Origin of the sequence: Actinopolymorpha rutila, assembly GCF_013407855.1 — a bacterium.
Lineage (GTDB): Bacteria > Actinomycetota > Actinomycetes > Propionibacteriales > Actinopolymorphaceae > Actinopolymorpha > Actinopolymorpha rutila.
The window spans coordinates 422,040-447,679 of sequence record NZ_JACBZH010000001.1; the positions used below are offsets into that span (position 1 = coordinate 422,040).

The window sequence follows — 25,640 nt, forward strand, 5'->3', positions numbered from 1 at the left end:
CAGCTTCTTTCCACATCATGGTTCGCGCCTTCTTCTCTCAGCCTTTGACCTGTGCCTCAGCAACGAGGACCCGGCGTTGAGGCTTGTGCAACATGTTCACCACGAGGATCACCACCAGGGGGGCACTGTTCACCAACAGGAAGGTGACCAACGATGTGAGGCTGTCGCGATAGATCTGGATCAGCGACGCCGCGACAAGCAGGTAGGCGAAGTGGAAAGCCGACCCCATCCCGTGGGCGTAGGCACGGCAGTACACCCAAAGACCCGCCCGCGCCAGGAGGAAGGCGACCAGGGTGAGCCCCACCCAGCGGAAGTCGACGTAGAGACTGCCCGGCATGGTGAGGACGGCGCCCTGTGCACTGAGCGGGCGATCCGACGTCGAGAGCTTCACGACTGCCTCGTTCAGCACCGGCTTGTCGGGCCACAGCGGCCGCGGGATGGGCAGGAACAGCACGTTCACATAGCCTTCACCGTAAAGAGGCACGCCGTAACGGTCGCTCTGCGCCATCACCACACCCAGCGCATCCAGCCCAAGCTGATCGTTCGATCCACCGCTGAAGCTCTCCCCGATCCCGCGGCCCACCTCCTGACTGACGACCTGTGGTGTGAGGGAACCCGTGCGGTAGGAGGCGCCGATGGCGTCCATGGCGACGAACACCGGGAACACCGCCACCATCCCGGCGACAATCAGTTTGGTCGGCCACCTGCGTCCCTTGCGATCCAGCCAGATCTGACCGAGCAGAATCAACGGCAGAATGACCCGGAACCTGTCCTGACTTTGCAGCCCCATGAAGCACAGGTACATCGCCAGCGGGCAGAGCAGGTACCAGCGAAACCCCTTGACGTACACGAGACCCAGCAGAAGCAGCCCCGGCCAGGTCACCGCGAAAATTTCGTATGACGTCGAGAGCGCAACGCTCTCCGTTCCGCTGCCCGAGGTGTACGTGCGGGTGGCCAGGAAGTAAAGGCCGATCGGCATCAGGAACACAGCGACGCCGGTGACGACCGCCGGTCGGAGTTCGCGAGGCGATGTAGGTGTTTCGCTCCACTTCGCAGGCGTCGGCATCAGCCATCCGAAGGTGGCCGACAACAAGAAGACGTCCGCTGCGAGCAACGCACGTACGACCTCGGCTTCGCTCAGCTCCGAGAATGTGGGGCTGCCCTGACGGATGGCCCAACCGCGAAAGGTGAAGAGCATTACATGGAAGATCAGATAGATGAATGCCGGATGGGAATGCCGGCGATGGCGATTCCTGAAGAAGCCCGCGGCGCACGCGGCGACCACGGCGGAATCGACCAGCAGCGCTGTTGACAGCGAGAAGCTCATACGTAGTCCGTCTCTACGGGTACACGGAGGGCTGGACCGGTGCTCTGGATCGTCGCGACCGCGCCCCACGACACCAGGAACGTGACCAACGCTCCTGCCAGAGACGCGATGGCCGCTCCGACTCCCCCGAGGCCGACAGCCAGGGGGAAGACGCCTGCGAGGGTGAGAACGCCGGCAATCTGCGCCCAGGCATACGCGCGCAGCGTGCCCGACGCCTTCAGGGCCGCGCCGAGGCAGTTCGCTCCGATTCGCACGACCGCTGCGAGAAGCAGGATCGTCAGTGGCTCCGCCGCCCCCAGAAAGTCCCGGCCGTACAGGAGTTCGATCATGGGGCGAGCCATGGCGGCTATGACAAGGGATGCAGCGAGCCCGGCACCCATGCCGGCCACGACGGCGTTCGCCAGGTCCGGTCGGGAGAAGTGCCCCGCGCTGAACCGTGGAAAGAGCACCTGGTCGAGGCTGGTGCCGATCATGAGCACGACCGCCGCAATGGAGATCGCGACCGAATAGACGCCGAGGACGGCCGGAGCGAAGAGCAGGCCAAGCAGCAACTGGTCCAGGCGTGGACCTATCCGCTGCGGCAGCGTCGCGAGGACGAGTCTTCGCCCGAAGTAGGTCGTCGCGCGCCGCTCGCCCGGCGCGAGTGGGGCTCGACCACCGCGCCGGGCCAGCGCCACAAGGAACAGCGACAGCAGAAGTCCACCGATCAGGTTCGCGGCGAGCGCGGACAGGATGGTGAGCTGACCGGCTGCCCAAAGCACCGCAGCGCCGAAGGCATAGACAACCGGCTGCGTGAGACGCACCGAGTTCCACGCCTTCATACGCTGGCCGGCACGCAGGGGGACGATGCTGAGGAGGGTGAACGTGTTCAGCGGAACGACTGCCGTCGTCGCGACGACCGACAACCAGGTGGCCACGTCGTGGGGCCGCACGATGTAGCAGGCGGACCCCAGCAGCACCAAGCACCCGAGAGCACTCTGTACGGCGGCATCGCGCGCCACCGCCGACCTGAGTGCCCACGCACGACTCGACGAACCACCCGCGTGGAAGATCACCGCCTCGTCGATGCCGGTCAGTGACAGTGATCCCACTGTGGCGGACCACACCAGAAGGGATATGAGCACCCCACGGTCCTCGGGACCGAGCCCCCGGGCGGTGATGACGCCACTCACGATCCCGAGGAGCATCGACAGCATGTTGACCGCGCCCGTGCCGACCACCGCACGGGCGGCGGAGGACCTGGTCAGTCTGGTGAGTTTCACGCGTCCGGGCCCGTTGGAGAGCACGAACGACCACGAGCGTCGTTCGGTTCGGCGTCGACGAAGACGTGCCTGCAGTGGATCGTGTCGTAAGCGGGTGCGTTGTTCACGACGAGAAGGCGATCATCGGGCACGACGGAACTCCTCGTCGATGATCCGCACGTATTCGCGAGCCCGCTCGCCTGGGCCGGACATGGAGTCGAGCATGGCCTGCGCCGCCTCACGGATCGTCGCCTCCACCGCCTCGGGACTGCGCAACCATTCCTCGATCCGGTCCGCCCAGTCGTCGGGGTCGAGGGGATCGGCGTAGACCACCGCGTCGCCGCACGTCGTACGAACGAAGTCGCGGTCCGAGGCGAACACCACCCTGCCGGCCGCGACTCCCTCGACCGGCGCGGCCGAGAACGCCTCGAGCAGACTGGGGAACACCACGGCATCAGCTTGGGCGTACGCCTTCGCCAGTCCCGAGACGGGCAGCGGGCCCAGGTTGACGCAGTGGCACCGGAACCTGAGGGTCCGCGCCTTCCACTCCTCCTCGCTCAGGGTCACGGCGAACTCGACATCCTGACCGCGCCGGGTGAGCTCCTCGCCCACCTGGCCCAGCAGTTCGTGGTTCTTGTGTGCGTAGGCCCGGGCGACATACAGCAGTCGGGTTCGAACGCCCGTGGTGCTGCGTGGCACCGGACACTGCTCGAGCAGCGTCCGGTTGACACAGTTCGGCACCACGTCGACAGGCGCCGACAAGGCAGGAATGCGCCTGCGCGTGGCGTCGGCGAAGGCCTCGGTCTCCACAACGACCCGATCGGCGCGCTTCAGCAGTCGCCGCGAGACGATCCCACGTGCGGCCCACTTGATCCTGCTCCCGCGTGAGTGTGGAGGAACGCCCGCCGGCCGGGGGTAAACGGACGTCACGTCGGCGTACCCCACGATCCGGCGGCGCGCGCGGGCCGCGAAGTACTCCGGCCCGAGTACGACGAACGACACCTCGGCCCGAGAGCGGTTCGGCACCCAACTGGACAGGCGGGCGGGACCGCGAGGGCGCACCACACGTAGCGGCAACTCCACGCCGGCGTCGGCCAGGTTCGCCGACACGGCAGGGGACACTTCGATGTCGACATCTCTCAGCCACGGACAGGCGGCGACCTCGCCGGGGTCGGCGCGAAGCGCAGCCAACTCGCTGAGAAACGACGTCGCCACCTGAAGTCCGCCGCCGTGATGAAGGTTTGACGCGTCGATCAGCACTCTCGACGGGCTCATCGCATCAGACCTGCCCTGTTGCGATCGGCTGCCGTGGGTGTCGTGTACGAGCGCGGTTGGCGAACCTGGCAGCGGAGCATTTCGACCTGATTGACATAACCCTTACGCCTGACGGAAACCGCTGTATCCCACGGCAGCTTTTTGGCCTGCGATCGAGAGCAATCGGAGGTTTTCACGGTCGCGGTAGCACTGGAGGCGAATGACAGCTTTCTCAGCGTCCGCATGCGAACGTGCGGAACACCGGCCGTCCAGGTCAGGCCAGGGCGCTCGACACCACGCTTCGTGATCTTTACGTTGCGACGGGGCCGAGTCGCCGGTGGCCCGAGCCGTCTACGGAGGGAATCGCCAAGCCATGGTGTCTCGTCGTCGCTTCCTCACGCTGTCCGGCGGCCTTGCCGGCGCCGCTGCCTTCACCCAATGGGCGGGTACGGCCACAGCCGGCGCCGCGCCGATCAGCATGCAGCCCGCGCCGGCCGCCCTGACCGCGAGAGAGGCGGCGAAGAACCCCAGCCTCGTCTGGCCCGCCAACCAGGTGCTGCCGACCTTCCCGCAGCCGAAGCACCTCGACGTCGCCGCCGTCCAGAAGCTTTCGGGCGACGACCAGGCGCTCCTCAACACGCTGCAGGGCGTCGTCAACCGCGTACGTCCCCGGGTGTACTTCCTCGTCGACAACAGCAGTGACGCCGCCTGGCTCGCCACCCTCGGCCTGCCGACGACACGACATGACGACCCGATGAGCCTCGTCGCGGCGTACCGGTCGGAGATCAGCGGCGCCATCGTCTACGACCGCGACGTCCCGGACAGCATCAACGTCGCCACCACCTTGGCCGGGCTGAAGAACGCCGTCATCGCGAGCCCCGAACAGGCCGAGAAGTACGACCTGCCGATCGTGGAGGACCTGCGCGGCCGGTTCACCGATGACCCGCTGGAGACCTACCGCTGGCAGGTCGAGCACCTGTGGCCGCAGTGCACCCACCGGCTCCTCACCGGCGTACCGCCGACCCGCACGGCCGCGGTGCCCGGCGTGAAGTGGACCCAGCTCGCCCGCGAGACCAACCCGGTGCGCGACAACTCCAACCGCAAGGTCTACGAACTCGACCTGTCACCGGTGCTGGGTGGTGAGGGCGTTTACCTGCGCTTCCAGGACTCGTTCGGCAACGACGGCTGGGGGCCGTCGGTGCAGCACATCACGATCCTCGCCGACGGCAAGCAGATCGCCGACTTCGAGACCGCCACCGACGCGGAGACGCCCTACATCTTCGACGCGGACGGGTCCGCGGTCGCCGACGGGCACCGCTTCTGCGACGGCGGGTCGTACTTCATCTACCACTTCGCACCGCCCGCGGGTACGACCACGCTGACCGCCAAGGTCGACATGTGGAACCAGTACCTCGTCACCGCCACCGACCAGGCCCCGACCCGTGTCGAGGTGTTCCCGAACCTCCGCGACTACATCGTCGGTACGAAGGCGATGGTGGCCTGGCTGCCGCCCGAGGGCGCCTCGGGCGACCTGCTGGCCGAGATTTTCGGCATGGTGGAACCGACCACGCCGTACCTCGGCTGGTTCAACGGCGCGGTGGCCGGTGAGCACGGCGGGGTCGGCATCGCCTCCGAGCAGGGCCTGGAGGTGCTCGCCGCCGACTTCTACCAGAACGGCACGGTCTTCTCCGGTGCCCGCGCGACGATCCGGCCCACCCCGCCGCGGCGCAGCACCCCACGGCTGAAGAAGAAGATCTACCTGTCGTTCACCGTCGGCGAGGGCGACAACATCCAGTACTGCCAGCACCGGATGCGCGACATCTGGGACAACGACGACCGTGGAACCGTTCCCACGAACTGGACGATCGACCCGCTGCTGGCCGACGTCGGCCCGGCGATCTACGCGTACTACCAGCGGACGGCGACCCGCAACGACCTGCTGATCGCCGGCCCGTCCGGCGCGGGCTACACCTACCCCTCGCTGTGGCCGGCGGACAAGCTGGACTACTTCACGAAGATGACCGGCCGCTACATGCGCGCCACCGGGCTGAACGTCATCTCCTGCTTCAACATCGTCGACGGCCCGCCCGCTCCGCCCGACGAGCGAGTGGGCGCCTCCTACCACGACAACACGCCTGCCCTCGGCATCGTCCTCGGCTGGGAACGTGGCAACCAGATCACCACGCCCGGCGGCATCCCGGTGGTCGGTGACTTCGCGCGGTTCGCCGACGTCGCCGACTACCACAAGGGGCTGTACGACCACGTCGCCGACTGGGACGGTGACGCACCCCGCTTCGTGGCAGGCGCCATCCAGGCCTGGAACTGGACGCCGACCGAGGTGGTGAAGCTCGCCGAATCCCTCGACGACCGCTTCGAGATCGTACGCGGCGACGTGTTCTTCGACCTGCTGAAGCGGACCCTCGACTAACGGGTGGACCGAAGCCGGCGGTCAGACGCCGCCGGCTTCGGTGTTGGCTTCGGCGTGCGGCAGGTCGGCCGGTTCGAAGACGGCCAACGGGTAGCCCCGCTGGAACTCCGGCGGCAGTGGGGCGAGCCGGGCGCGGAACTCCTCGATCCGGTCGGCGACCAGACCCTTCGCCACCAGGTCGCGCTCGGGATACGCGCCCAGGTCGTCGATGTCGGCGAGGAAGCGGTCCAGCTCGGCGGCCATCCGGGCGCGTACGTCGGCGTGGTCCGGATCGCCCGCCAGATCGTGCACGCACTCCGGATCCGTGCGCACGTCGTACAACTCCTCTGCGGGTTTGCGCGGCGGCATGAAGATCGCAGCGGTGCCGTGGAGCTCCCCGGCCGCGTTGAGCCGGCGGAGCTCCTGCATCGTCGGCATGTTCTCCATGTAAAGGTTGCGTTGACAGTACGGAATCTGCGGGTAGAAGTTGCGCACGTAGTGGTAGCGCCGATCGCGGACGACCCGCACCCGGTCGAACGACTCGTCCATCCGGTCGCGCCCGGCGAACACCCGGTCGCGCGGCGGGGCTTCGGCGGCACCGAGGAACGCCGCACCGTCGTAGTAGGCAGGGATCGGCGCGCCCGCGATCGAGCAGAACGTCGGCGCGAGATCGACCCAGGACACCAGCCGGTCGCTGACACTGCCGGGCTCGACGACGCCGGGCCAGCTGACCAGCAGCGGCATGTGGATGCCCGTGCTGTAGGGCCAGCGCTTCTCGCGCGGCAGGCCGCGCCCGTGGTCGGCCAGGAACATCACGACGGTGTTGCCGGCCTGCCCGGAGGCGTCCAGCGCGTCGAGGATCTGCCCGACCTGCCGGTCGAGTTCGGCGATGTTGTCGGCGTGCCGGGCGATGTCGCCGCGCACGACGGGCGTGTCCGGGAGGTACGACGGCACCGGCACGTCCGCCGGCTCGGTGACGCGCGGCGGGCGTGGCTTGCGCGGGTCCCAGTGTTCCAGGCCCTCGCGGTCGGCGTACTCGCCCGCATCCGGCCACATGGACGACTCGTGGGTGATCGCGAGGTTGACGTACGCGAACCAGGGTTGGCGCGGCATGGCGCCCGCCCGCAACCTGTCCACCCACGGCTCGTCGTCGTCACGCCAGTCACTCGACGGCTCGAAGTTGAAGTCCAGTTTGGTCGGCCAGCTCACGTGGTAGCCCGCGTCGCGGAGCTCGTGGGTGAACAACCGCGGCGGGTGCACCAGCGTGGACCGCATCTGGTGCGTGCCGATCCTCATCGGATACTGCCCGGTGACCATCGTCGACCGGGACGGGGCGCAGACGGGATAGGTGGAGTACGCCTCGTCGTAACGACATCCGCGTGCGGCCAGCCGGTCGAGGTTGGGCGTACGCACGTAGTCGTCGCCGTAGCAACCGGCGATCCGGCCGATGTCCTCACCCACGATCAACACGATGTTCGGCCGGTCGGACACGCGCACTCATCCCTTCCGACGTGCGGCCGGGCTCCTCGGTTGGCCTGTGGGCGCTGGCAGACGACCTACGACATGCCCTGGCCCGGCCACTCCGTACGGAGCATGCCCATGAGCACCTCGTCGTGCCATGCGCCGTTACGGTACACCGCCGAACGCCGCCGTCCCTCCTCGACGAATCCGACCTTGCGGTAGCTGGCGATCGCCGGCTGGTTGAAGGCGAAGACCTCAAGCTGGATGCGGTGCAGTCCCAGCTGGGCGAAGCCGTACCGCACCAACACCCGCACCGCGTCCGTGCCGAAGCCCTGGCCGTGGTGGTCGGGGCCGAGGAAGATCCCGAGGGTTGCGCAGCGGTCCTTCGGCTGCGTCTGGAACAGCGCGCCGTGTCCGAGGAGTTCGCCGGAGTCCTTGGCCACGATGCTGAAACCGCAGTCGAGGCCGTCGTTCGCACTCCAGGTGCGGAACATCTCCCGTACGCCGTCGGATGGGCGAAGGTGCGGCGGCCCGGCGACCTGGAACGGCACGATTCGCGGGTCGGCCCACCAGGCGCACAGAGACGCCAGGTCGGCTTCGTGCAGCTCCCTGAGGCGCACGCTGGCCCCGGCCAGAGCGTCGAGGTCGACCGGGTTGGTCGTCGACGGGTCCGCGGAGTCGGTCATGGCCAGGAACCCTAGGGAGTGCAGGCAAGACAGACGGACACCGACTGACCGGATGCTGCCAGTGGCGGTGCAGTGTCGTTGACGGTCCGCGACTTTGCGGTTACGTTGCCGACTCAACGCAAGATCGCTGCTTCATCTTGTTCCAACAGCTCTGAACAGCTCTGAACAGCTCTGAACAGTTCTGGCCATGCGTTCCCGTCCCGGGCCACGCGTTGCGGGGAGCCGACGGTCGTTCCACGTCGGAACCCCCGGGAGTTCTCGTACCCATATCGCGAAGGGCCGACCGTGGACACACTCGATGAGCGCAGTGGAAACATCGGCCGGCGTCGGCTCCTGATCGGTTCCGCACTCGCCGCGGTGACCACGACGATCGCCGCCTGCTCCGGATCCTCGACGAACGCCGGCGGAAAGCCTTCGGTAAGTCCGAAGTCCGCCAACCGCAAGGGCTCCCCGGCGAAACCACTGGCAGCACCGAAGCAACTGCACGAGGCGCCGGCCCTGACGAGGCGGGTCAAGGCCGGTGAACTGCCACCGGTCGGCAAGCGCGTTCCAGGCCGGCCGTACGTCGTGCCGCACCGTTGGCTGCGGACCGGAAAGTACGGCGGAACGCTGCGCATGCCGGCGTCGGCGTCCACGACGTTCTCACCGACCACCCTGATGTACGGGCACGCGCCACTGCGGTGGCTCAACGACTCCCAGGATCTCGGACCCGGACTGGTGGAGTCCTGGGAGTCCAACGACGACGCGTCGCAGTGGACACTCCACCTGCGCAAGGGTGTGCGCTGGTCCGACGGCGCACCGCTGACCGCCGCCGACGCGATGTACTGGTGGAAGGACCTTGTGCTGAACGACGACTATCCGGCGGAGGCGCCGGACAGCGGGCGTTCCAGCAAGGGCACACCGATGAAGCTGTCGGCGCCGGACGGGTACACGCTCGTCATGGACTTCAACGCGCCGAGCCCGGTGGTCATCTTCCAGTTGGCGCGGTACGTCCAGTGGGACGGGTGGTTCCAGCCCAAGCACTATCTGAAGCAGTTCCACGCCACCTACAACTCCAAGGTGGGCGAGGACTGGGCGAACCAGCACGCCGAGAAGATGAACTACGCGATAAACCCCGACTGCCCGACCCTGACCGGATGGAAGCTGCGTTCCTACCGTGAGGGTGTGCGGGTCACCTGGGAACGCAACCCCTACTACTGGTGCGTCGACACCGAGGGCAACCAGCTTCCGTACATCGACGTTCTCAGCATGCCGTTGTTCCAGGACCCGCAGGTCGGCAAGCTGCAGGTGCAGAACGGCCAAGCGGACTACGCCGGCACCTGGGGTGCTTCCGTACCGCTCCTCCTGTCCGACGTCAGTGGGTTGAAGCGCTCGGCGGCGAAGAGCAGGACCAGGGTGCTCCTGTGGAACACCGGAACCGGCGGCACGCCGGCGTTCTTCTTCAACTTCGACTACCCGGACGAGCAGATGCGGAAGCTGATCCGCACTCCGGAGTTCCGGCAGGCCCTCTCGCTCGCGCACAACCGCGAGGACGTACGCAAGACGTTGTACTTCAACACCGGGCAGATCACGACCGGGACGCACAGTACGCAGTCGATCGAGTATCACACCCCGCCGGACGGGCCGAAGATGTACAAGGCCTGGAAGGACAGCTACGCGGCCTACGACCCGGACAGGGCCAAGCGGATGCTGGACAAGCTCGGCGTGGTCGACTCCGACGGCGACGGCATGCGCAACCTGCCCGGCGGCGACAAGCTGGCCATCGTCGTCAGTTACTCCGCGGACACCACCGAGGAAAGCGTCACCTACAACCAGATGCTGAAACGCGACTGGGAGAAGATCGGCGTCTCGGTCAAGCTCGACCCGCGCCCGCCGACGGTGTTCGGGGAACAGTGGGAACGCGGCGAGCTGATGTCACAGGGTGGCTGGGGACTCACCACCCTGCACGACCATCTCGTTCTGTACTACTGGTTCTGCTCGACCGAGCCGAGCGTGTGGGCGCCGCTGCAGGCCCAGTGGTGGAAGGCCAGGGGTACCTCGGCCGAGCACGCCGAGGCCGACGTCAGCCCGTGGAAGCGCACGCCTCCCCGCCTCGAACCCGACAAGGGCGGGCCGGTCGACCGGCTGTGGCAGGGACTGGCGAAGGCGTTGGCGGAGCCCGAGGCCCTGAAGCGGACCAGGACCGTGTGGGACATGATCAGGATCCACGTGGAGGAAGGCCCGTTCTTCCAGTGCTCGGTGGCCAACTTCCCGACACCGCTGGTCGTCCACCAGGACCTGCGCAACGTCCCCAGCCAGGACGAACTCGCCTACGGCGGGCTGGCCAACACCTGGTCCCACCCGACGCCCGCCGTCTACGACCCGGAGGCGTACTACTGGGAGAACCCCTCCGAGCACACCTGACCCGCCGCGCACCCCAACCGCCAGTACAGGAGGGCGATCCGCCATGTCCGACGCCCAGCACGACGACGGTCCGGCGGCCGACGCCGCCTCGCGACGGTCGGCGCGCGTGTCCCGGCGGGGCCTGTTACTGGGTGGCGCGTCGACACTCGCGGCGACCGGGGTGACCGGGGCGGCCGCGCCCTTCTTGCCAGCCTTCGCAGCCTCTCCCGCCGCCGCGCTGGTCGAGGTCGACAGCAGGTTCTTCGCGACCTCCTCCGTGCCGTACGCCGACGAGCTCGACACCGAGAGCGACGGAGACCTGTGGCCGACGGCCTGGGCCGACGACGGCGCCCTCTATACGGCCAACGGCGACGGTCGCGGCTTCTCCGACGAGGCGTGGTCCGACATCGTGGTCAACCGCATCGACGGCACCCCCGAGACCGGCCTGTCCGGCGTACGGCTGACGGCCGGCGACGACATCGTCCGCATCTGGTCCGATCCCGCGAACTTCAACCGCAAGCCGACCGGGATGGTGGCCGTCGACGGCAACGGTGACGGTAGGGACGAGCTGTACCTCGCCGTGCAGGACCTGCGCCGGCCGCCGGATCCGGGCGCACCCGGCAACCCACATGCTTTCAACGAGGCGCCGGCGGCGACGATCGTCCGCTCGACCGACTACGGCCGCACGTGGCAGCCCACGTCGGAGCCGATGTTCACCGACCACATCTTCACCACGGTGTTCTTCTGCGACTTCGGGCAGAGCAACTCCCGGTCGTCGATGCTCGGCCGAGCCGACGCCGGTTACGTCTACGCGTACGGCCTGGACAACAACTGGCGCGACTCGTTCAGCGGCATCGTCGACGACCCGCTCGACCTATGGCTGGCGCGAGCCCCGATCGGGTCGATCCTGGACCGGTCGACGTGGCAGTTCTTCGCGGGTGTGCGCGGCGGCAGGCCGACGTGGAGCAGGGAGCTCGGCGACCGGGTGGCGGTGCTGCACGACGAACGGCGCGTGTATCCCGGCGCGGTGACCGAGGACGGCAACAGCGTGTTGTCCCAGGGCTGTGTGGTCTACAACCCTGGCCTGAAACGCTTTCTGTACCTGTCATGGACCGAGTACACCTACGAGTTCTACGAGGCGCCGGCGCCGTGGGGACCGTGGAAACTGTTCCAGCACAAGGACTTCGGCCCCTATCCGTGGTGGGGATCCGAACCCGGAACGCCCGGACCGAAGAACGGCGGGTACGCCACCGTGGCGCCGTCGAAGTTCGTCTCGGCGGACGGCCGGCAGCTGTGGGTCCAGTCGAACTGGTTCGTCGGCACCGGGCACCCGCGCAACAACTACAACTTCTCCCTGCGCCGGCTCAGCCTGGAGCCCTACCACCGGACCTCACCGGCGAAACCACCCGACCCGGCCGGCAACCTCGTCCGCACGGCACCCGGCACCGTGGTGGTCGACAAGACCTGCCACTACGGCAGGTCGCACTACCTCAACGACGGTCGGACCGACCTCGGTGAGGACAGCTGGGACGGCTCGGCGAAGGAGGCCGACCGGTGGGGCTACATCTGGCCGCGGGCCTACCACCTGAACCGGCTCGTCTACACCACGGGAACGATGTTCCCCGACGGCGGCTGGTTCGACGCGGCCGACGGCGGGCTGCGGGTGCAGGTCCGTCGCGAGCACAGGTGGACCGACGTACGAGGTCTGCGGATCACCCCCGACTACCCGTACGACGACAGCGCCGGGTCGTACCAGGCCTACACGCTGACGTTCACACCGACGTGGGGAGACGGGATCCGGCTCGTCGGGCGGCCGGGCGGACCCGCACACTTCACCTCGATCGCCGAGCTCGAGGTCTTCTACGACCCGGCCGCACAGCGCTAGCGTTTGCCTGTGCACGTCACCGGTGGACGTCGCTGAGGGCTGCGTCAGGGAGCGGAGACCGATGAGCCACATCGTGATGACGGGGATGCCCGCCTCCGGGCACGTCAACCCCAGCCTGCCGTTGGTCCGCGAACTCGTCGGCCGGGGTGTCGACGTGACGTACTACTCCACCGGCGAGTTCGCGGACGCGGTGGAGCGCGCCGGTGCGAAGTTCCGGGCCTATCCGGACGGCGCGATCAGCTCCCGCGACATCGCCGCCGCCACGCAGTCCGGCAGCTCCGTCCGGGTGGTCGCGAAGGTGCTGGAGGCGACTCTGGCGCTGGTGCCGTTCCTGCGGGAGGAGTTCGCGCGGGAACGCCCGGACGCGGTGGCGTACGACTCCAACGCCCTGTGGGGGCGGGTGACCGCCGCCGGCCTCGACCTGCCGACGATCTCGTTCATGACGACCATGCTGCTCGGGCCGGCGGACTTCAGGGGCCTGACAGCCGGCGAATGGGCGTACACCCTGCGGCTGATGCTGCCCGACTTCCCCCAGGCGGTCCGCGCGCGGCGACGGGTGCTGCGGCGCTTCGGTAACGGGGCCGTGCCGAGTACGCCGATGCTGCCGATGTCCGGTGACCTGACGTTGTTCCCGATCCCGCGCGAGATCCAGCCGGCCAACTCCCGTCTGGACGAGCGCTGTCACTTCCTCGGGCCCACCGTCAACCCGGACCTGCGCGTAGGCGAGCTGGATACCGAACTCGCCGCACACGTGGACGGTCCCGACCCCGTGGTCCTGGTCTCGCTGGGCACCTTGCACGCCGGCACCGGTGAGTTCTTCCGTACGTGCTTCACCGCGCTCGCCGACCTCCCCGCGCGGGTCGTCCTGGCCGTCGGCCACTCCACCGATCCCGGTGAGCTCGGTACGCCACCGGCCAACACGCTGGTCCGCACGACCGTTCCCCAGTTGGAGATTCTGCGCAGGGCGGCCGTCTTCGTCACCCACGGCGGGATGAACAGCGCGTTGGAGGCACTGGCGTACGCCGTGCCGCTGGTGGTCGTCCCGCAGCAGGTCGAACAGCTCGTCGTCGGGCAGACCATCGCCGAGCGCGGAGCGGCCGTGGTGCTGCGCCAGAACCTGTCCCACCGTCCGGTCCCGGCCGGTGAGCTCCGGGCCGCCGTCGAGCGCATGCTGTCCGACCCGTCCGCGCGTGACCATGCCAGGGCGCTCGGTGCCGGCTTCGGCTCCGGTGGCGGGGCCGCGGCCGGCGCCGAACTCGTCGAGGAGCTCCTCCACCGGCGCCCGTAGGTCCCCGGCTCCGGAGCCCCGTCACGAGTCGCGTCGGCTGAGGTGGCGAATCCGGCGGCGGAGGGCGGGGCCGAGGCGGACCATCACCCGCTTCTCGATCCCCTTCGTCCGGCGATCGAGGGCGGCCAGCTGCTTCCGGGTCGCCGCGAGTTCCTTGCGGAGCGTCGTGAGCTGCCGCTCGGCCTCGGCCTCGCGGCGTTCGGCGGCGGCCACCCGGCCACGCAGCTTCCGGTCGTTCTCCCGGGTTCTGGCGTCGGTCGCCGCGCCCAGTTCGCGCAGCCGGCTGATGCGGTAACGCAGGTTGCCGTCGTCGCTGCCATCCCAGACCGAGATGGACGCGGGCAGGTCGAGAGCGGACAGCTCGGCGTCGAAGACCGCGCCCCGGTCGCCGTGGGTGTAGGTGTTGCGCAGGTCGTTGCGGTCGAGGAAGGCGGCGACACGGTCGAACCGCTCGGCGTGGCCCTTCAGCATCGCGGAGAAGTCGGCGTTCTCGTACAGCTCACGCGGGTCGGTATCGGCGGGCAGCCCGGCGAGGGGCCGGTTCGGCAGGTCGAAGTACCGGCACAGCTCCAGGGTGCGCGAGTCGTGGGTGAGGACGACCGCGGGGGTACCCGCCAGCAGGGCCGCGACGTTGCCGTGGATGCGGGTGCCGAACGCGAAGTCGTACTCGCGGAGCTCCCGGATCCAGGTCGCCGGGTCCAGCGGCAGACGCATCTTGTTCTCGCACAGGAGGCGGTGGGTCAGGTGCAGGGGGAAGTCGTCCGCGACGCCCGACTCCGGCGTGGTGTCGCCCCACAGCAGCAGCTCGCCGTCGGCGGTGTTCTGTGCGTAGTACGTCAGGTGCGTATAGCTCTGCCAGACGTTCCGGGCGATACCCGCGACGTCGCCGACCGGGATGGCGTCGGGCGAGAGGTTGACCGCGATCCGCGAACCCCCGTCGAGCTCGGTGGCCCGGATCTCGGGGAACGTGTCGCCGTACAGGAACATCGACGGGCAGCCGATGATGTCCACGTCCGCGAAGCCGAGCCCCTTCAGGTAACGCGCGGTCAGCTCACCGCGTACCCCGATGGACGCGGAGCGGTCCAGAACCGCCGCGGCGAACCGTCGTACGGACTCGTTCATCGGTGCCAGCGAGTCGGTCGCGTAGTCCTCGCCGACCTGGGCTCCGACGCCGACCACGACCACCGGGATGGTGAGCTGTTCGATCAGCCTGGTCAGCCGGTCGAGCGAGGCGTGGAAGGTGGGACGGAAGGCGTTGGCGAGGGGTACGACGAAAACGTCGTAGCGCTCGTTGATCTCGGCGGCGCGCTCGGGGGAGATGTCGGTACGGATGCCGTTGGACGTCACCGTGGTGTCCGGCACCGCCAGCATCTTGTGGACCGAATCGCTGAACAGCAGATTGCCCGTGTTGGTGCCGATCAGGTCCTGGTGCAGGAACTCGGCCGGCGTGGCGACACGATGCGGGCTCTTGCCCGAGCGGATGAGGATGTGCTTCACGGCAGATTCCTGGGCGTGATGTGGACACGTTGCGTGTCCGGCCGACGGTGGTCTGGGTCACGGCTCTCGCCGAATGGCCTATCGTGCCGTCCCCGCGGCGGCAGGTCCAGTGGCCCCTCGCCCGGGTAGGAGGACGGACGGGACAGTTGATCCCGCCGGAGTCACGTTGAGGTGAGGGGCCGTCACACAAATGGGCAGTAGCTTTCTGCGGACGGTCGCGACCACCGCGGTCCCCGTTCTGGGCCGGCTCGTCCATCACCGGGACGTGTTGCGCGGCCAGAACGACCGGCTGCGTACAGAGGTCGCCCGGCTGAGCCTGGAACTGGACGCGGTGCGGGGCGGGGCCGCCGAGAACGGCAGGGCCGCCGAGAACGGCAGGGCCGCCGAGAACGGCAGGGCTGCCGAGGGCACGGACCGGACCTCGGAAGGCCGGACCGATCTGCAGTACCTGTTCGTCGTGACGTACGGCCGTTCGGGATCGACCCTGCTGATGTCCCTGCTCGACGGAACCCCGGGGTACTGCATCCGCGGGGAGAACGGCGGGGGCCTGCACCGGCTGTTCGAGTACCACTCCGCGGCCCTCGAGGCTCGGGTGAAGTGGTCCGGGGAGGAGTCGTTGACGCCCCGTCACCCGTGGTACGGCATCGAGAACTATCCGCCCGGAGTCGCCGCCGCCCGCATGCGCCAACTCGTGTCGGAGACGCTGCTGCGCCCGGAGCCCGGGACCCGCGTGTCCGGCTTCAAGGAGATCCGCTGGTGGCAGTCACCTCCGGACGACTACCTGAGCTTCGTGGAGACGCTCTTCCCGGGCGCGCGGTTCGTCCTGAACACCAGGAACCTCTCCGACGTCGCCAAGAGCAGGTGGGTGGCGGACTCGCCGAACGCCCTGGCCGACCTCGCCATCCTGGAGGGGCGGCTGCGGCAGGCGGTCGAGAAGCGGGGCGAACGCGGTTACAACGTGCACTACGACGACTACGTCAGGGATCCCTCGGTGCTGCGCGGGCTGTTCGACTGGCTGGGCGAGGAGTACGACGAGGAGCGGGTGGCCCGCACTCTCGCCGTACGCCACTCCTTCTGACCGGGGGGCGAACGCGACCGGATGTGGGCAGACTCGGAGACGGCGGAGCGGTCGGCGCGCATTGTGGAGGGATGCGCCGACGGGCAGGTCCAGGCACGCTCGGCGAGTGGCTCCGGCAGGCTCCGGCAGGCTCTGGGAGGCTCGGCATGGCAGACGACCGTGGAACGTCGCGGCGGAGGTTCCTCACGCTGGCCGCGGGGACGGCCATCGCCTCGGGTGTGGCGCCGGTGGCGTCGGCACGCACCGCAGGCATGGCCGGGGCGCCCACGTCGCCCACGTCGCCCACCGAACGCGGCGGCCCGATGGCGCCGGATCCCTACGCCCGTTGGGAGAACGGCCCGTGCCCACGGCCTGATCCGGCGTACTTCCCGATCGGGGTATGGCTGCAGGACCCGGCACTGGCTCCGCAGTACCAACAGGCGGGCATCAACCTCTACGTCGGCCTGTGGCAGGGGCCGACCGAGGAGCAGTTGACGACCCTCGCGGGGTACGGCATGTCGGTGCTCGCCGACCAGAACGACGTCGGCCTGGGCCGCGAGGCCGCCGGCCCGCTCGTCGGCTGGACCCAGATGGACGAGCCGGACAACGCGCAGCCGCTGCCGGGCGGAGGCTACGGTCCGCCGGTCGACCCGGCGGTCATCGCGGACAGGTACCACCGGATGGTGAGCGCGGACCGAACCCGGCCGGTGCTCCTCAACCTGGGCCGGGGGGTGGCCGACGACGACTGGATCGGCCGCGGCCCGGACGCGTCTCTCGACGACTATCCGAAGTACGTCGGGGGCGCCGACATCGTGAGCTTCGACGTCTACCCGGTCGCCGACGGTCTCCCGCTGTGGCTGGTGGCGAAGGGGCTCGACCGGCTGCGGGCGTGGTGCGGCCGGGACAAGATCATCTGGAACTTCGTCGAGACCACCAACATCTCGGGGAACAACCAGGTCACGCCCCACCAGTTCCGTGCCGAAGTGTGGATGTCCTTGATCCACGGGTCACGCGGCATCCTCTACTTCGTCCATCGGTTCGCGCCCGAGTTCGACGCGGCCAGGCTGCTGCACGACCCGCAGATGCTGGCGGCGGTCACGGCGACGAACGCGCTGATCCACCGGCTGGCGCCGGTGCTCAACCGGCCGTCGCTGCCGGGAGCCGTCGAGGTGACCGGGTCCGACGCCGCGGTGCCGATCGACACGATGGTGAAGCGGCTGACCGGGGTGACGTACGTGTTCGCCGTGGCCATGCGGGACGCGTCCACCGTGGGCCACTTCGTCCTCGGCGGCGCGGCGGCCGGCGCGTCCCGGGTCGAGGTCGTCGCCGAGGACCGCACGGTCGCGGTGTCGCGGGGACGGTTCAGCGACGCGTTCGACGGTTACGGCGTCCATATCTATCGGATCGTGCACCCGCGCTGAGTGCCCGCCTGCGAGCCGGCCGCGGTGGGCCCCGAGCCGCCCGTCCACAGTGGACCGTAGGGTCTGCATCCGTGGGCGGCGCCTCCCCTGCCAGCAGGGGAGCCTTTCCCCGGACACGGAACGTGGCAGCCGGCCGACGCTGCGGTGACAATGCCGCGCGGGTCAGGTTGACTCGACGGTAACTCGCCGGGTCTGAAAGCCTGTGCCGTGGTGGCGGGGGTCTGTCGGGTTCGGCGCTGTGAAGCGCAGGCGGAGTGTGGGAGGCCGGTCGGTGTTCAGGCGGATCGCAGTGGTGAACCGCGGCGAGGCCGCGATGCGGCTGATCAACGCCGTACGCGAGCTCAACGCGGAGGGCGGCGAGCCGATCGAGACGGTGGCGCTCTACACCGACGTCGAGCGGACCGCGACGTTCGTACGCGAGGCCGACCTCGCCTACTCGCTGGGCCCGGCGTCCGCACGGCCCTACGTCGACCACGCGGTCCTCGAACGCGCCCTCCGGGACACCCGGGCCGACGCCGCATGGGTGGGCTGGGGCTTCGTCGCCGAGGACCCGGCGTTCGCCGAGCTGTGCGAACGCCTCGGCGTCACCTTCATCGGGCCGACGCCGGAGGCGATGCGCCGGCTGGGCGACAAGATCGCCTCCAAGCTGGTGGCCGAGGAGGTCGGCGTTCCGGTCTCGCGCTGGAGCGGCGGCCCGGTCGAGACGCTGGACGCCGCCCTCGACGCGGCGGACAGGATCGGTTACCCGTTGATGCTCAAGGCGGCTGCGGGCGGCGGCGGTCGCGGTATCCGGGTGATCATGTCCGGCGAGGACCTCAAGCAGGCGTACGACCGGACCCGCGACGAGGCCGAGCGGTCGTTCGGCAGCGGCGTGGTCTACCTCGAGCAGCTGGTCACCGGCGCGCGGCACGTCGAGGTGCAGGTGATCGCCGACGGCCAGGGCACCGCCTGGGCTCTCGGAGTGCGCGACTGCTCGGTGCAGCGCCGCAACCAGAAGGTGATCGAGGAGTCCTCCTCGCCGGTGCTGTCCGCGGAGCAGGCCGACCAGCTGAAGGCTGCGGCCGAGCGGCTCGCGCTCGCGGTCGGCTACCGCGGCGCCGGGACGGTCGAGTTCCTCTACCGCCCGCAGGACGAGCTGCTGTCGTTCCTCGAGGTCAACACCCGGCTGCAGGTCGAGCACCCGGTCACCGAACTGACCACCGACCTCGACCTGGTGAAGGCCCAGATCCGGATCGCCGCCGGCGCCCGGCTGGAGGGCGAGCGGCCGGCCGAGATGGGGCACGCGATCGAGGCCCGGCTGAACGCCGAGGACCCCGACCGCGACTTCGCCCCCTCGCCGGGGCGGATCGCGCTGCTCGACCTGCCGGTCGGGCCCGGGGTACGCGTGGACACCGGCGTCAGTGCCGGCGACACCATTCCGGCCGAGTTCGACTCGATGATCGCCAAGATCATCGCCTACGGCCGGACCCGGGACGAGGCGCTGGCGCGGCTGCGCCGAGCGGTGAGCGCGACCACGGTGATCATCGAGGGCGGCGTCACCAACAAGGGCTTCATCCTCGCGCTGCTCGACCAGCCCGAGGTGATCGACGGGAGCGCGGACACCGCCTGGATCGACCGCGTGCGCGGGCAGGGCCGGCTGGTCTCGCACCGCCATTCCGGCGTCGGGCTGGTCGCGGCGGCGATCGAGGGGTACGAGGAGGCCAAGCAGGTCGAGCTCCGACGGCTGCTGGAGACCGCGCACGGCGGCCGGCCGCAGGTGCAGCACGAGGTCGGCCGGGCGATCGACCTGGAGCTGCGCGGCGTCGCCTACCGCGTCACCGTCGCGCAGATCGGCCCGCACCGGTTCCGGGTCGGCGTCGGCAACGGCGACGACCAGCACGTCGTCTACGGCGAGCTGGAGCGGTCCGGCACCTACGGCGCCCGGCTGACCGTGGACGGCCGGACGTTCCGGCTGGTCACCGCCACCCACGGCCCGGTGCACCTGGTCGAGGTGGACGGCGTCACCCACCGGGTGAGCCGGGGCGAGGGCGGGGTGCTGCGATCACCGGCGCCGGCCCTGGTCGTCGCGACGCCGGTGGCGCTGGGCGCCGAGGTCGAGGCCGGCGCACCGGTGCTGGTGCTGGAGAGCATGAAGATGGAGACGGTGCTGTACGCGCCGTTCCGGGCCACCGTGCGTGAGCTGTTGGTGTCCGCCGGGAGCCAGGTCGAGACCAGCGCGCCGCTGGTCCGGCTGGAGCCGGTCGCCGACGAAGCGGCGGAGGCGGAGGGTGCGCCGGCGGGCCTACCGGGCGCCGCGGTGCCGGCCGTCGACCTGGACCTGCCCACCGAGACCGTACGCAAGTCCGCCGAGGAACGCGCCGAACGCGGCCTGGCCGACCTGCGCAGCATGCTGCTCGGCTACGACGTGGACGCCCGCGACCAAGGCGAGATGCTGACCGGCTACCTGACCGCACGGGCGGAGCTCGCGGCGGCCGGGCAGGCGCCGATGTCGGCGGAGATCGAGCTGCTGCAGGTGTTCGCCGACTTCGCCGAGCTGAGCCGCAACCGGCCGGCCGGCGAGGAGATCAACACCGAGCACGGGGTGCACAGCCCGCGCGAGCACTTCCACACGTACCTCCAAAGTCTCGACCCCGAGCGCGGCGGCCTGCCGGAGGCGTTCCGTGTCCGGCTGGCCCGGGTGCTCGGGCACTACGGCGTGACCGACCTGGAGCGCAGCCCCGAGCTGGACGAGGCGGTGTTCCGCATCTTCCTCGCCCAGCAGCGGTCCAGGCCGGACGTGCTGCTGGTCACGGCGTTGCTGCAGGCGTGGAGCACCGAGCCGCTGCCGGCGGCCCCGCTGGACGGACGCGTGCACGACGTACTCGAGCGGCTCGTGCTCGCCACCCAGCTGCGCTTCCCGGTCGTCGGTGACCTGGCGCGCAGCGTCCGGTTCCGCTGGTTCGACCAGCCGCTGGTGGACGAGGAGCGGGCCGAGGTGGTGGCCGGCGTGGGCGCCGAGGTCGATGCGCTGGCGGCCAACCCGGACGCGCCCGACCGGCAGCAGCGGATCGATGCGCTGGCGGCCATCCCCGAGCAGATCGTCGGGTTCCTCGTGCAGCGGCTGGAGCGCGGCTGGGCCGAGTGGGAGCCGATGCTCGAGGTGCTGATCCGCCGGCACTACCGCGAGTACGAACTCCACGGCCTGAGCGAGCTGGCCGTCGAGGGGAGACCGTTCGCGTCGGCCGACTACTCACTCGACGATCGGCCCACCCACCTGGTCAGCACGGTCGGTACGGTCGCCGAGCTCGCCGACCCCGACGGCGCTCTGGTCCGGGCTCTCGCCGCCCAGGTCGTCGCCCGGCCCGCCGGGCACGAGGCGGTCGTCGACCTCTACCTCTCCGGGCCGGACACGCCGGACGGGCAACAGGAGGCGGCGGACGCGCTGCGCGAGCTGGTCGCCGCGCTGCCGCTGGGTCATGGCGTACGCCGGATCACCCTCGCGGTCGCCCGCGGCGGCGACAAGGCGGTCGAGTACTTCACCTACCGTCCGGCCGGCACCTCGGTCGCCGAGGACGACAACGTACGCGGCGTCCATCCCATGGTGGGGCGGCGGCTGAACCTCTGGCGGCTGCGCGACTTCCGGATAAACCGCCTGAACGCGCCCGAGGGCGTACTGCTCTACCACTGTGTCGCGCGGGACAACGACGCCGACCAGCGGCTGGTCGCGCTGGCCCAGGTGCGCCAGTTCGCCGTCGTACGCGACGAGGACGGACAGGTGACGTCCCTGCCGCACGTGGAGCGGGCGATCTCGAACTGCCTGGAGGCGATCCGCCGGGCCCGCAGCGCACGGGGTACGGCCGGCGCCCGCCTGGACATGAACCACGTCTGGGTGCACATCTGGCCGGTCGTCGACGTACAGGTCGAGGAGCTGACCGCGCTGCAGCGCAACATCGCGCCGCTCACCGTCGGCGCGGGCATCGAGGAGGTGCTGGCGCAGGGGCAGGTCGAGCGGCCGGACGGCACGGTCGCGCCGGTGACGGCACGCTTCTTCTACCAGCCGGGATCCGGCGTGGTCACCTCCGTGGAGGAGCGGACCACCGAGCGGCTCGAACCGCTCGACGACTACGCCCAGAAGGTCCTGCGTTCGCGCCGCCGTAACACCGTCTACCCGTACGAGCTGACCGACATGGTGGCCGGCCCCGGTGGCTCGGGGGTGGAGTACGACCTGGACGACTCCGGCGTGCTCGTGCCGGTCGACCGTCCGCGTGGCCTGAACAAGGCGGCGATCATCGTCGGGGTGATCAGCACGCCGACCTCGCGCTGCCCCGAGGGCGTCACCCGCGTGGTGCTCAGCGGCGACCCGACCAGGGCGCTCGGCGCCCTCGCCGAGGCCGAGTGCGCGCGGATCGTCGCCGCGCTGGACCTGGCCGAGCGGATGCGGGTGCCGGTCGAGTGGTACGCGCTGTCGGCCGGTGCGCGCATCTCGATGGACTCCGGCACCGAGAACATGGACTGGATCGCCGCGGCACTCAAGCGGATCGTCGAGTTCACCCAGGCCGGCGGGGAGATCAACGTCATCGTGGCCGGCATCAACGTCGGCGCGCAGCCGTACTGGAACGCCGAGGCGACGATGCTGATGCACACCAAGGGCATCCTGGTGATGACGCCGGACAGCGCGATGGTGCTCACCGGCAAGCAGTCGCTGGACTTCTCCGGCGGGGTCTCCGCGGAGGACAACTACGGCATCGGTGGCTACGACCGGGTGATGGGCCCGAACGGCCAGGCGCAGTACTGGGCGCCGGACCTCAAGAGTGCCCGCGACGTGCTGATGTCGCACTACGACCACACCTACGTCGTCCCGGGTGAGCGCGGGCCGCGACGGTGGGACACCATCGACCCGGTGGACCGCGACGTCACGACGTATCCACACGAGGCGCCGGGCAGCGACTTCCGTACGGTCGGGGACATCTTCTCGTCGGAGACGAACGCCGGCCGTAAGAAGCCGTTCGACATCCGTACGGTGATGCGCGCGGTCAGCGACCTGGACCACCCGGTGCTCGAACGCTGGGCCGGGATGGCCGACGCCGACACGGCGGTGGTGCAGGACGCCCGGCTCGGTGGCTACCCGGTCTGCCTGCTCGGGATCGAGTCCAAGTCCGTACCCCGTAGGGGATTCCCGCCCACCGACGGTCCGGACACCTACACCTCGGGCACGCTGTTCCCGCGTTCGTCGAAGAAGGTGGCCCGGGCGATCAACGCGGCCAGCGGCAACCGGCCCCTGGTGGTGCTGGCGAACCTGTCCGGCTTCGACGGGTCACCGGACTCGATGCGCAACCTGCAGCTGGAGTACGGCGCGGAGATCGGCCGGGCGGTCGTCAACTTCGACGGACCGATCGTGTTCGCGGTGATCTCGCGCTATCACGGCGGGGCGTTCGTGGTGTTCTCCAAGGCGCTGAACCCGAACCTCACCGTGTTGGCGGTGGAGGGCTCGTTCGCGTCGGTGCTCGGTGGTGCGCCCGCGGCCGCGGTGGTGTTCGCAGCCGAGGTGGACGCTCGTACGGCGGCCGACCCCAGGGTGTCGAGTCTGGCCGCGCGGGTGTCGGCCGCGGTCGGTGCCGAACGCGCCGCGCTGGCGACGGAGCTGGCGGAGGTACGCACCGCCGTCCGGGCGGAGAAGTTGGGTGAGGTCGCGGCCGGGTTCGACCGGGTGCACAGCATCCAGCGGGCCGTCGAGGTCGGCTCGGTCGACGCGGTGATCGGTGCGACCGAACTCCGCCCCCGCCTGATCGAGGCCATCGAACGCGGCCTCGGGACTTCGAGCTGACCTTACGATTCTTCCGCGGAGGAATCGGACCGGTCAGACGGGCGATTCCTCCGCGGAAGAATTTCGGAAGGGCTCAGGCGTCGGCTGCCTGGCCGCGGTTGGCGAGGATGCTGCCGATGTCTCGGTGGTTCAGGTACACGACGACGCTCCACCCCTCGTCGGCGCGGCGCAGCAGGTAGGTGGCGTGCAGGGTGAGGGGCTCGGCGTTCTCGTCGGCGAACTCCACGTCCCAGTGCGTCTCCACGAGGATGTGCTGGTCGTCGAGTGGTCGGGCGGCGAGGTCGCGGAAGCGCGTGCCGGTCGCCCCGACGGATCCGAACATCTGGGCCCGCTTGGGAAGGACGGCCCTCAGTTGGTCACGGGTCACGACGGTGGCACTGGACGGATCGAGGCTGAGGAACTGTTCGTGGAAGACGTCGGCGCCGCTCGAGTCGAACCGCTCGAAGAACTCCCGAAGTTCCGCTTCCAGGGCAGGGGTTTTCACTGATCCTCCGCGTGAACGAGTCTGTGTGCGACGGTTGTGCGCTGAGTGTCGTACGGTAGCAGCCGCGACAGTAACTGTCACGACAAATAATAGGAGCGTCATGCCCAGCCCTGGAGTCCAGGCGTCGAGTCTCATCGTCCGGCTCGCCCGCGAACTACGCACCGCCCTGGACCAGCGCTTCGCCGCTTTCGGACTGACGTCGCAACAGGCCGGCCTCCTCGTCCACGTCTTCACCGGGCAGTCCAGCCCGCGCCGCCTGGCCGACCTGCTCGGAACGGACACGGCCGGCATCACCCGACTGGTCGACCGGCTGGAAGCCAAGGGGCTCGTCCGGCGTGCGCCCGACCCGGCCGACCGTCGCGCGGTGGTGGTCGAGCTCACCACTGCCGGGCGTGCGTTGATCCCCGAGCTGCCGCCGGTCTTCGAGGCCGTCGCCACCGAACTGACCCATGGCGTCGACGCCGGCGACGCTGCCGAGCTCCTCCGAGCGATGCTCACCAACCTCAAGTCAGCCGAGTAGGCGCCCCGGCTGGGGCCGGACGTAGCTGCCTCGTCCGAAGTGTCGAGCAGGCAAGGGCCCCCGTGAATTCGCGGCGCTTGTGGAAGTTCGTGATGTCGATTCTGCTGCCCCTCGTTCGAAGAGGGGGCAGAACGCCGATGAGTTGGGGCCGCGTGCGCGGTCAGACTTGGCGTACCCCACTATCGCGACACCTTGATCAAGGAGTAGTTCGATGCGGAAGCTCACCGCTGGTCTGTTCATCTCGCTGGACGGGGTCATCGACAACCCGCAGGACTGGCACTTCCCGTACTTCAACGACGAGATGGGTGCGGCGGTCGACGCCCAGCTCGGCGCCGCCGACACGATCCTGCTCGGCCGGGTGACCTACGACAGCTTCGCCGGTGCGTGGCCGGACCGTGAGGCGGCCGGCGAGGAGGACGCTCCGTTCGCCAAGAAGCTGGGTGACGCACGCAAGATCGTCGTCTCCCGTCAGGACCTCGAGTTCACCTGGCGTAACTCCGAGGTGCTGAAGGGTGATCTGGTCGAGGCCGTCACCACGCTGAAGAACGAGCCGGGAGATGCGATCGGAATGAGCGGTTCGGTCGCCGTCGTACGTCAGCTGCTCGCCGCCGGCCTCATCGACGAGCTGCACCTGCTGGTCCACCCGATCGCGGTGCGCAAGGGCGCGCGGCTGTTCGAGGACGCGGACACCTCGATCCCGCTGCGGCTGCTGTCGTCGAAGGCGTTCAGTACGGGCGTACTGCACCTCGTCTACACCACCGACAAGTCTGCTCCTGACGGGACATACGAGGATGCGAAGGCGCACCTGCCCCAGGAAGACAGCTGACGAAGCAGGACTCCGACCGGCCGGGAGAGTCACCGACTTTCCCCGGCCGGTCGCTGTGCGTGGCGGCTTCACTGCCTGGGCCGAAAGTCCCCAATTGCCCG

The 25,640-nt window shown here is 69.3% G+C and carries 16 protein-coding genes; 9 read left to right on the forward strand and 7 right to left on the reverse strand.

The window, feature by feature from the left end; genetic code table 11:
* Nucleotides 1–37: 37 nt before the first annotated feature.
* From F4554_RS01785 to F4554_RS01795, 3 genes are all read right to left on the reverse strand, one after another.
* Complete coding sequence (locus tag F4554_RS01785; protein WP_179785743.1) at nt 38–1,327, reverse strand: hypothetical protein; 1,290 nt, start codon at nt 1,325–1,327, stop codon at nt 38–40.
* Nucleotides 1,324–2,613 (reverse strand): oligosaccharide flippase family protein, encoded by a 1,290-nt coding sequence (locus tag F4554_RS01790; protein ID WP_179785744.1) that lies wholly within the window; start codon nt 2,611–2,613, stop codon nt 1,324–1,326. The genes F4554_RS01785 and F4554_RS01790 overlap by 4 nt, the downstream gene beginning before the upstream one ends.
* A 96-nt stretch (nt 2,614–2,709) precedes the next feature.
* Nucleotides 2,710–3,843: a glycosyltransferase gene (locus F4554_RS01795; RefSeq protein ID WP_179785745.1), complete on the reverse strand. Its 1,134-nt coding sequence runs from the start codon at nt 3,841–3,843 to the stop codon at nt 2,710–2,712.
* Between the two features lie 352 nt (nt 3,844–4,195).
* Between F4554_RS01795 and F4554_RS01800 the strand changes: the two genes are divergently transcribed.
* Nucleotides 4,196–6,250 (forward strand): GxGYxYP domain-containing protein, encoded by a 2,055-nt coding sequence (locus tag F4554_RS01800; protein WP_179785746.1) that lies wholly within the window; start codon nt 4,196–4,198, stop codon nt 6,248–6,250.
* Between the two features lie 21 nt (nt 6,251–6,271).
* On the opposite strand, the gene F4554_RS01805 is transcribed toward F4554_RS01800, so the two are convergent.
* Nucleotides 6,272–7,720 (reverse strand): sulfatase-like hydrolase/transferase, encoded by a 1,449-nt coding sequence (locus tag F4554_RS01805; RefSeq protein ID WP_179785747.1) that lies wholly within the window; start codon nt 7,718–7,720, stop codon nt 6,272–6,274.
* A gap of 65 nt (nt 7,721–7,785) precedes the next feature.
* A complete protein-coding gene (locus tag F4554_RS01810) occupies nt 7,786–8,376 on the reverse strand; it encodes a GNAT family N-acetyltransferase (protein WP_179785748.1) in 591 nt (196 codons plus the stop codon).
* Between the two features lie 285 nt (nt 8,377–8,661).
* Here F4554_RS01810 and F4554_RS01815 point away from each other — a divergent pair, with 285 nt between their 5' ends.
* The 3 genes from F4554_RS01815 to F4554_RS01825 all read left to right on the forward strand — a co-directional run bounded on the left by F4554_RS01815 (nt 8,662) and on the right by F4554_RS01825 (nt 13,931).
* Nucleotides 8,662–10,779: an ABC transporter substrate-binding protein gene (locus F4554_RS01815; protein WP_179785749.1), complete on the forward strand. Its 2,118-nt coding sequence runs from the start codon at nt 8,662–8,664 to the stop codon at nt 10,777–10,779.
* Nucleotides 10,780–10,822: 43 nt separating this feature from the next.
* Nucleotides 10,823–12,643, forward strand: a complete 1,821-nt coding sequence (locus F4554_RS01820; protein WP_179785750.1) for a DUF4185 domain-containing protein — start codon at nt 10,823–10,825, stop codon at nt 12,641–12,643.
* 61 nt (nt 12,644–12,704) lie between these two features.
* Nucleotides 12,705–13,931: a macrolide family glycosyltransferase gene (locus F4554_RS01825; protein ID WP_202889101.1), complete on the forward strand. Its 1,227-nt coding sequence runs from the start codon at nt 12,705–12,707 to the stop codon at nt 13,929–13,931.
* 21 nt (nt 13,932–13,952) lie between these two features.
* Here F4554_RS01825 and F4554_RS01830 read toward each other — a convergent pair whose 3' ends face one another.
* Nucleotides 13,953–15,428 carry a polysaccharide pyruvyl transferase family protein gene (locus F4554_RS01830; RefSeq protein ID WP_179785751.1) on the reverse strand — a complete coding sequence of 492 codons (1,476 nt, stop codon included), beginning with the start codon at nt 15,426–15,428 and terminating at the stop codon, nt 13,953–13,955.
* Nucleotides 15,429–15,618: 190 nt separating this feature from the next.
* Between F4554_RS01830 and F4554_RS01835 the strand changes: the two genes are divergently transcribed.
* The 3 genes from F4554_RS01835 to F4554_RS33410 all read left to right on the forward strand — a co-directional run bounded on the left by F4554_RS01835 (nt 15,619) and on the right by F4554_RS33410 (nt 23,709).
* Entirely contained in the window at nt 15,619–16,506 is an 888-nt protein-coding gene (locus tag F4554_RS01835) for a sulfotransferase (protein WP_179785752.1), read from the forward strand.
* A gap of 146 nt (nt 16,507–16,652) precedes the next feature.
* A complete protein-coding gene (locus F4554_RS01840; RefSeq protein ID WP_179785753.1) occupies nt 16,653–17,906 on the forward strand; it encodes a hypothetical protein in 1,254 nt (417 codons plus the stop codon).
* 271 nt (nt 17,907–18,177) lie between these two features.
* Entirely contained in the window at nt 18,178–23,709 is a 5,532-nt protein-coding gene (locus tag F4554_RS33410; protein ID WP_179785754.1) for an ATP-binding protein, read from the forward strand.
* 73 nt (nt 23,710–23,782) lie between these two features.
* Here the strand turns inward: F4554_RS33410 and F4554_RS01850 are convergent, their stop codons facing one another.
* On the reverse strand, nt 23,783–24,193 hold the full coding sequence (locus F4554_RS01850) for a nuclear transport factor 2 family protein (RefSeq protein ID WP_179785755.1): 411 nt from the start codon (nt 24,191–24,193) through the stop codon (nt 23,783–23,785).
* 100 nt (nt 24,194–24,293) lie between these two features.
* Here F4554_RS01850 and F4554_RS01855 point away from each other — a divergent pair, with 100 nt between their 5' ends.
* Both F4554_RS01855 and F4554_RS01860 read left to right on the forward strand, forming a co-directional pair.
* Complete coding sequence (locus F4554_RS01855) at nt 24,294–24,713, forward strand: MarR family winged helix-turn-helix transcriptional regulator (RefSeq protein ID WP_179785756.1); 420 nt, start codon at nt 24,294–24,296, stop codon at nt 24,711–24,713.
* Between the two features lie 211 nt (nt 24,714–24,924).
* Nucleotides 24,925–25,539 carry a dihydrofolate reductase family protein gene (locus F4554_RS01860; protein WP_179785757.1) on the forward strand — a complete coding sequence of 205 codons (615 nt, stop codon included), beginning with the start codon at nt 24,925–24,927 and terminating at the stop codon, nt 25,537–25,539.
* Nucleotides 25,540–25,640 lie beyond the last annotated feature (101 nt).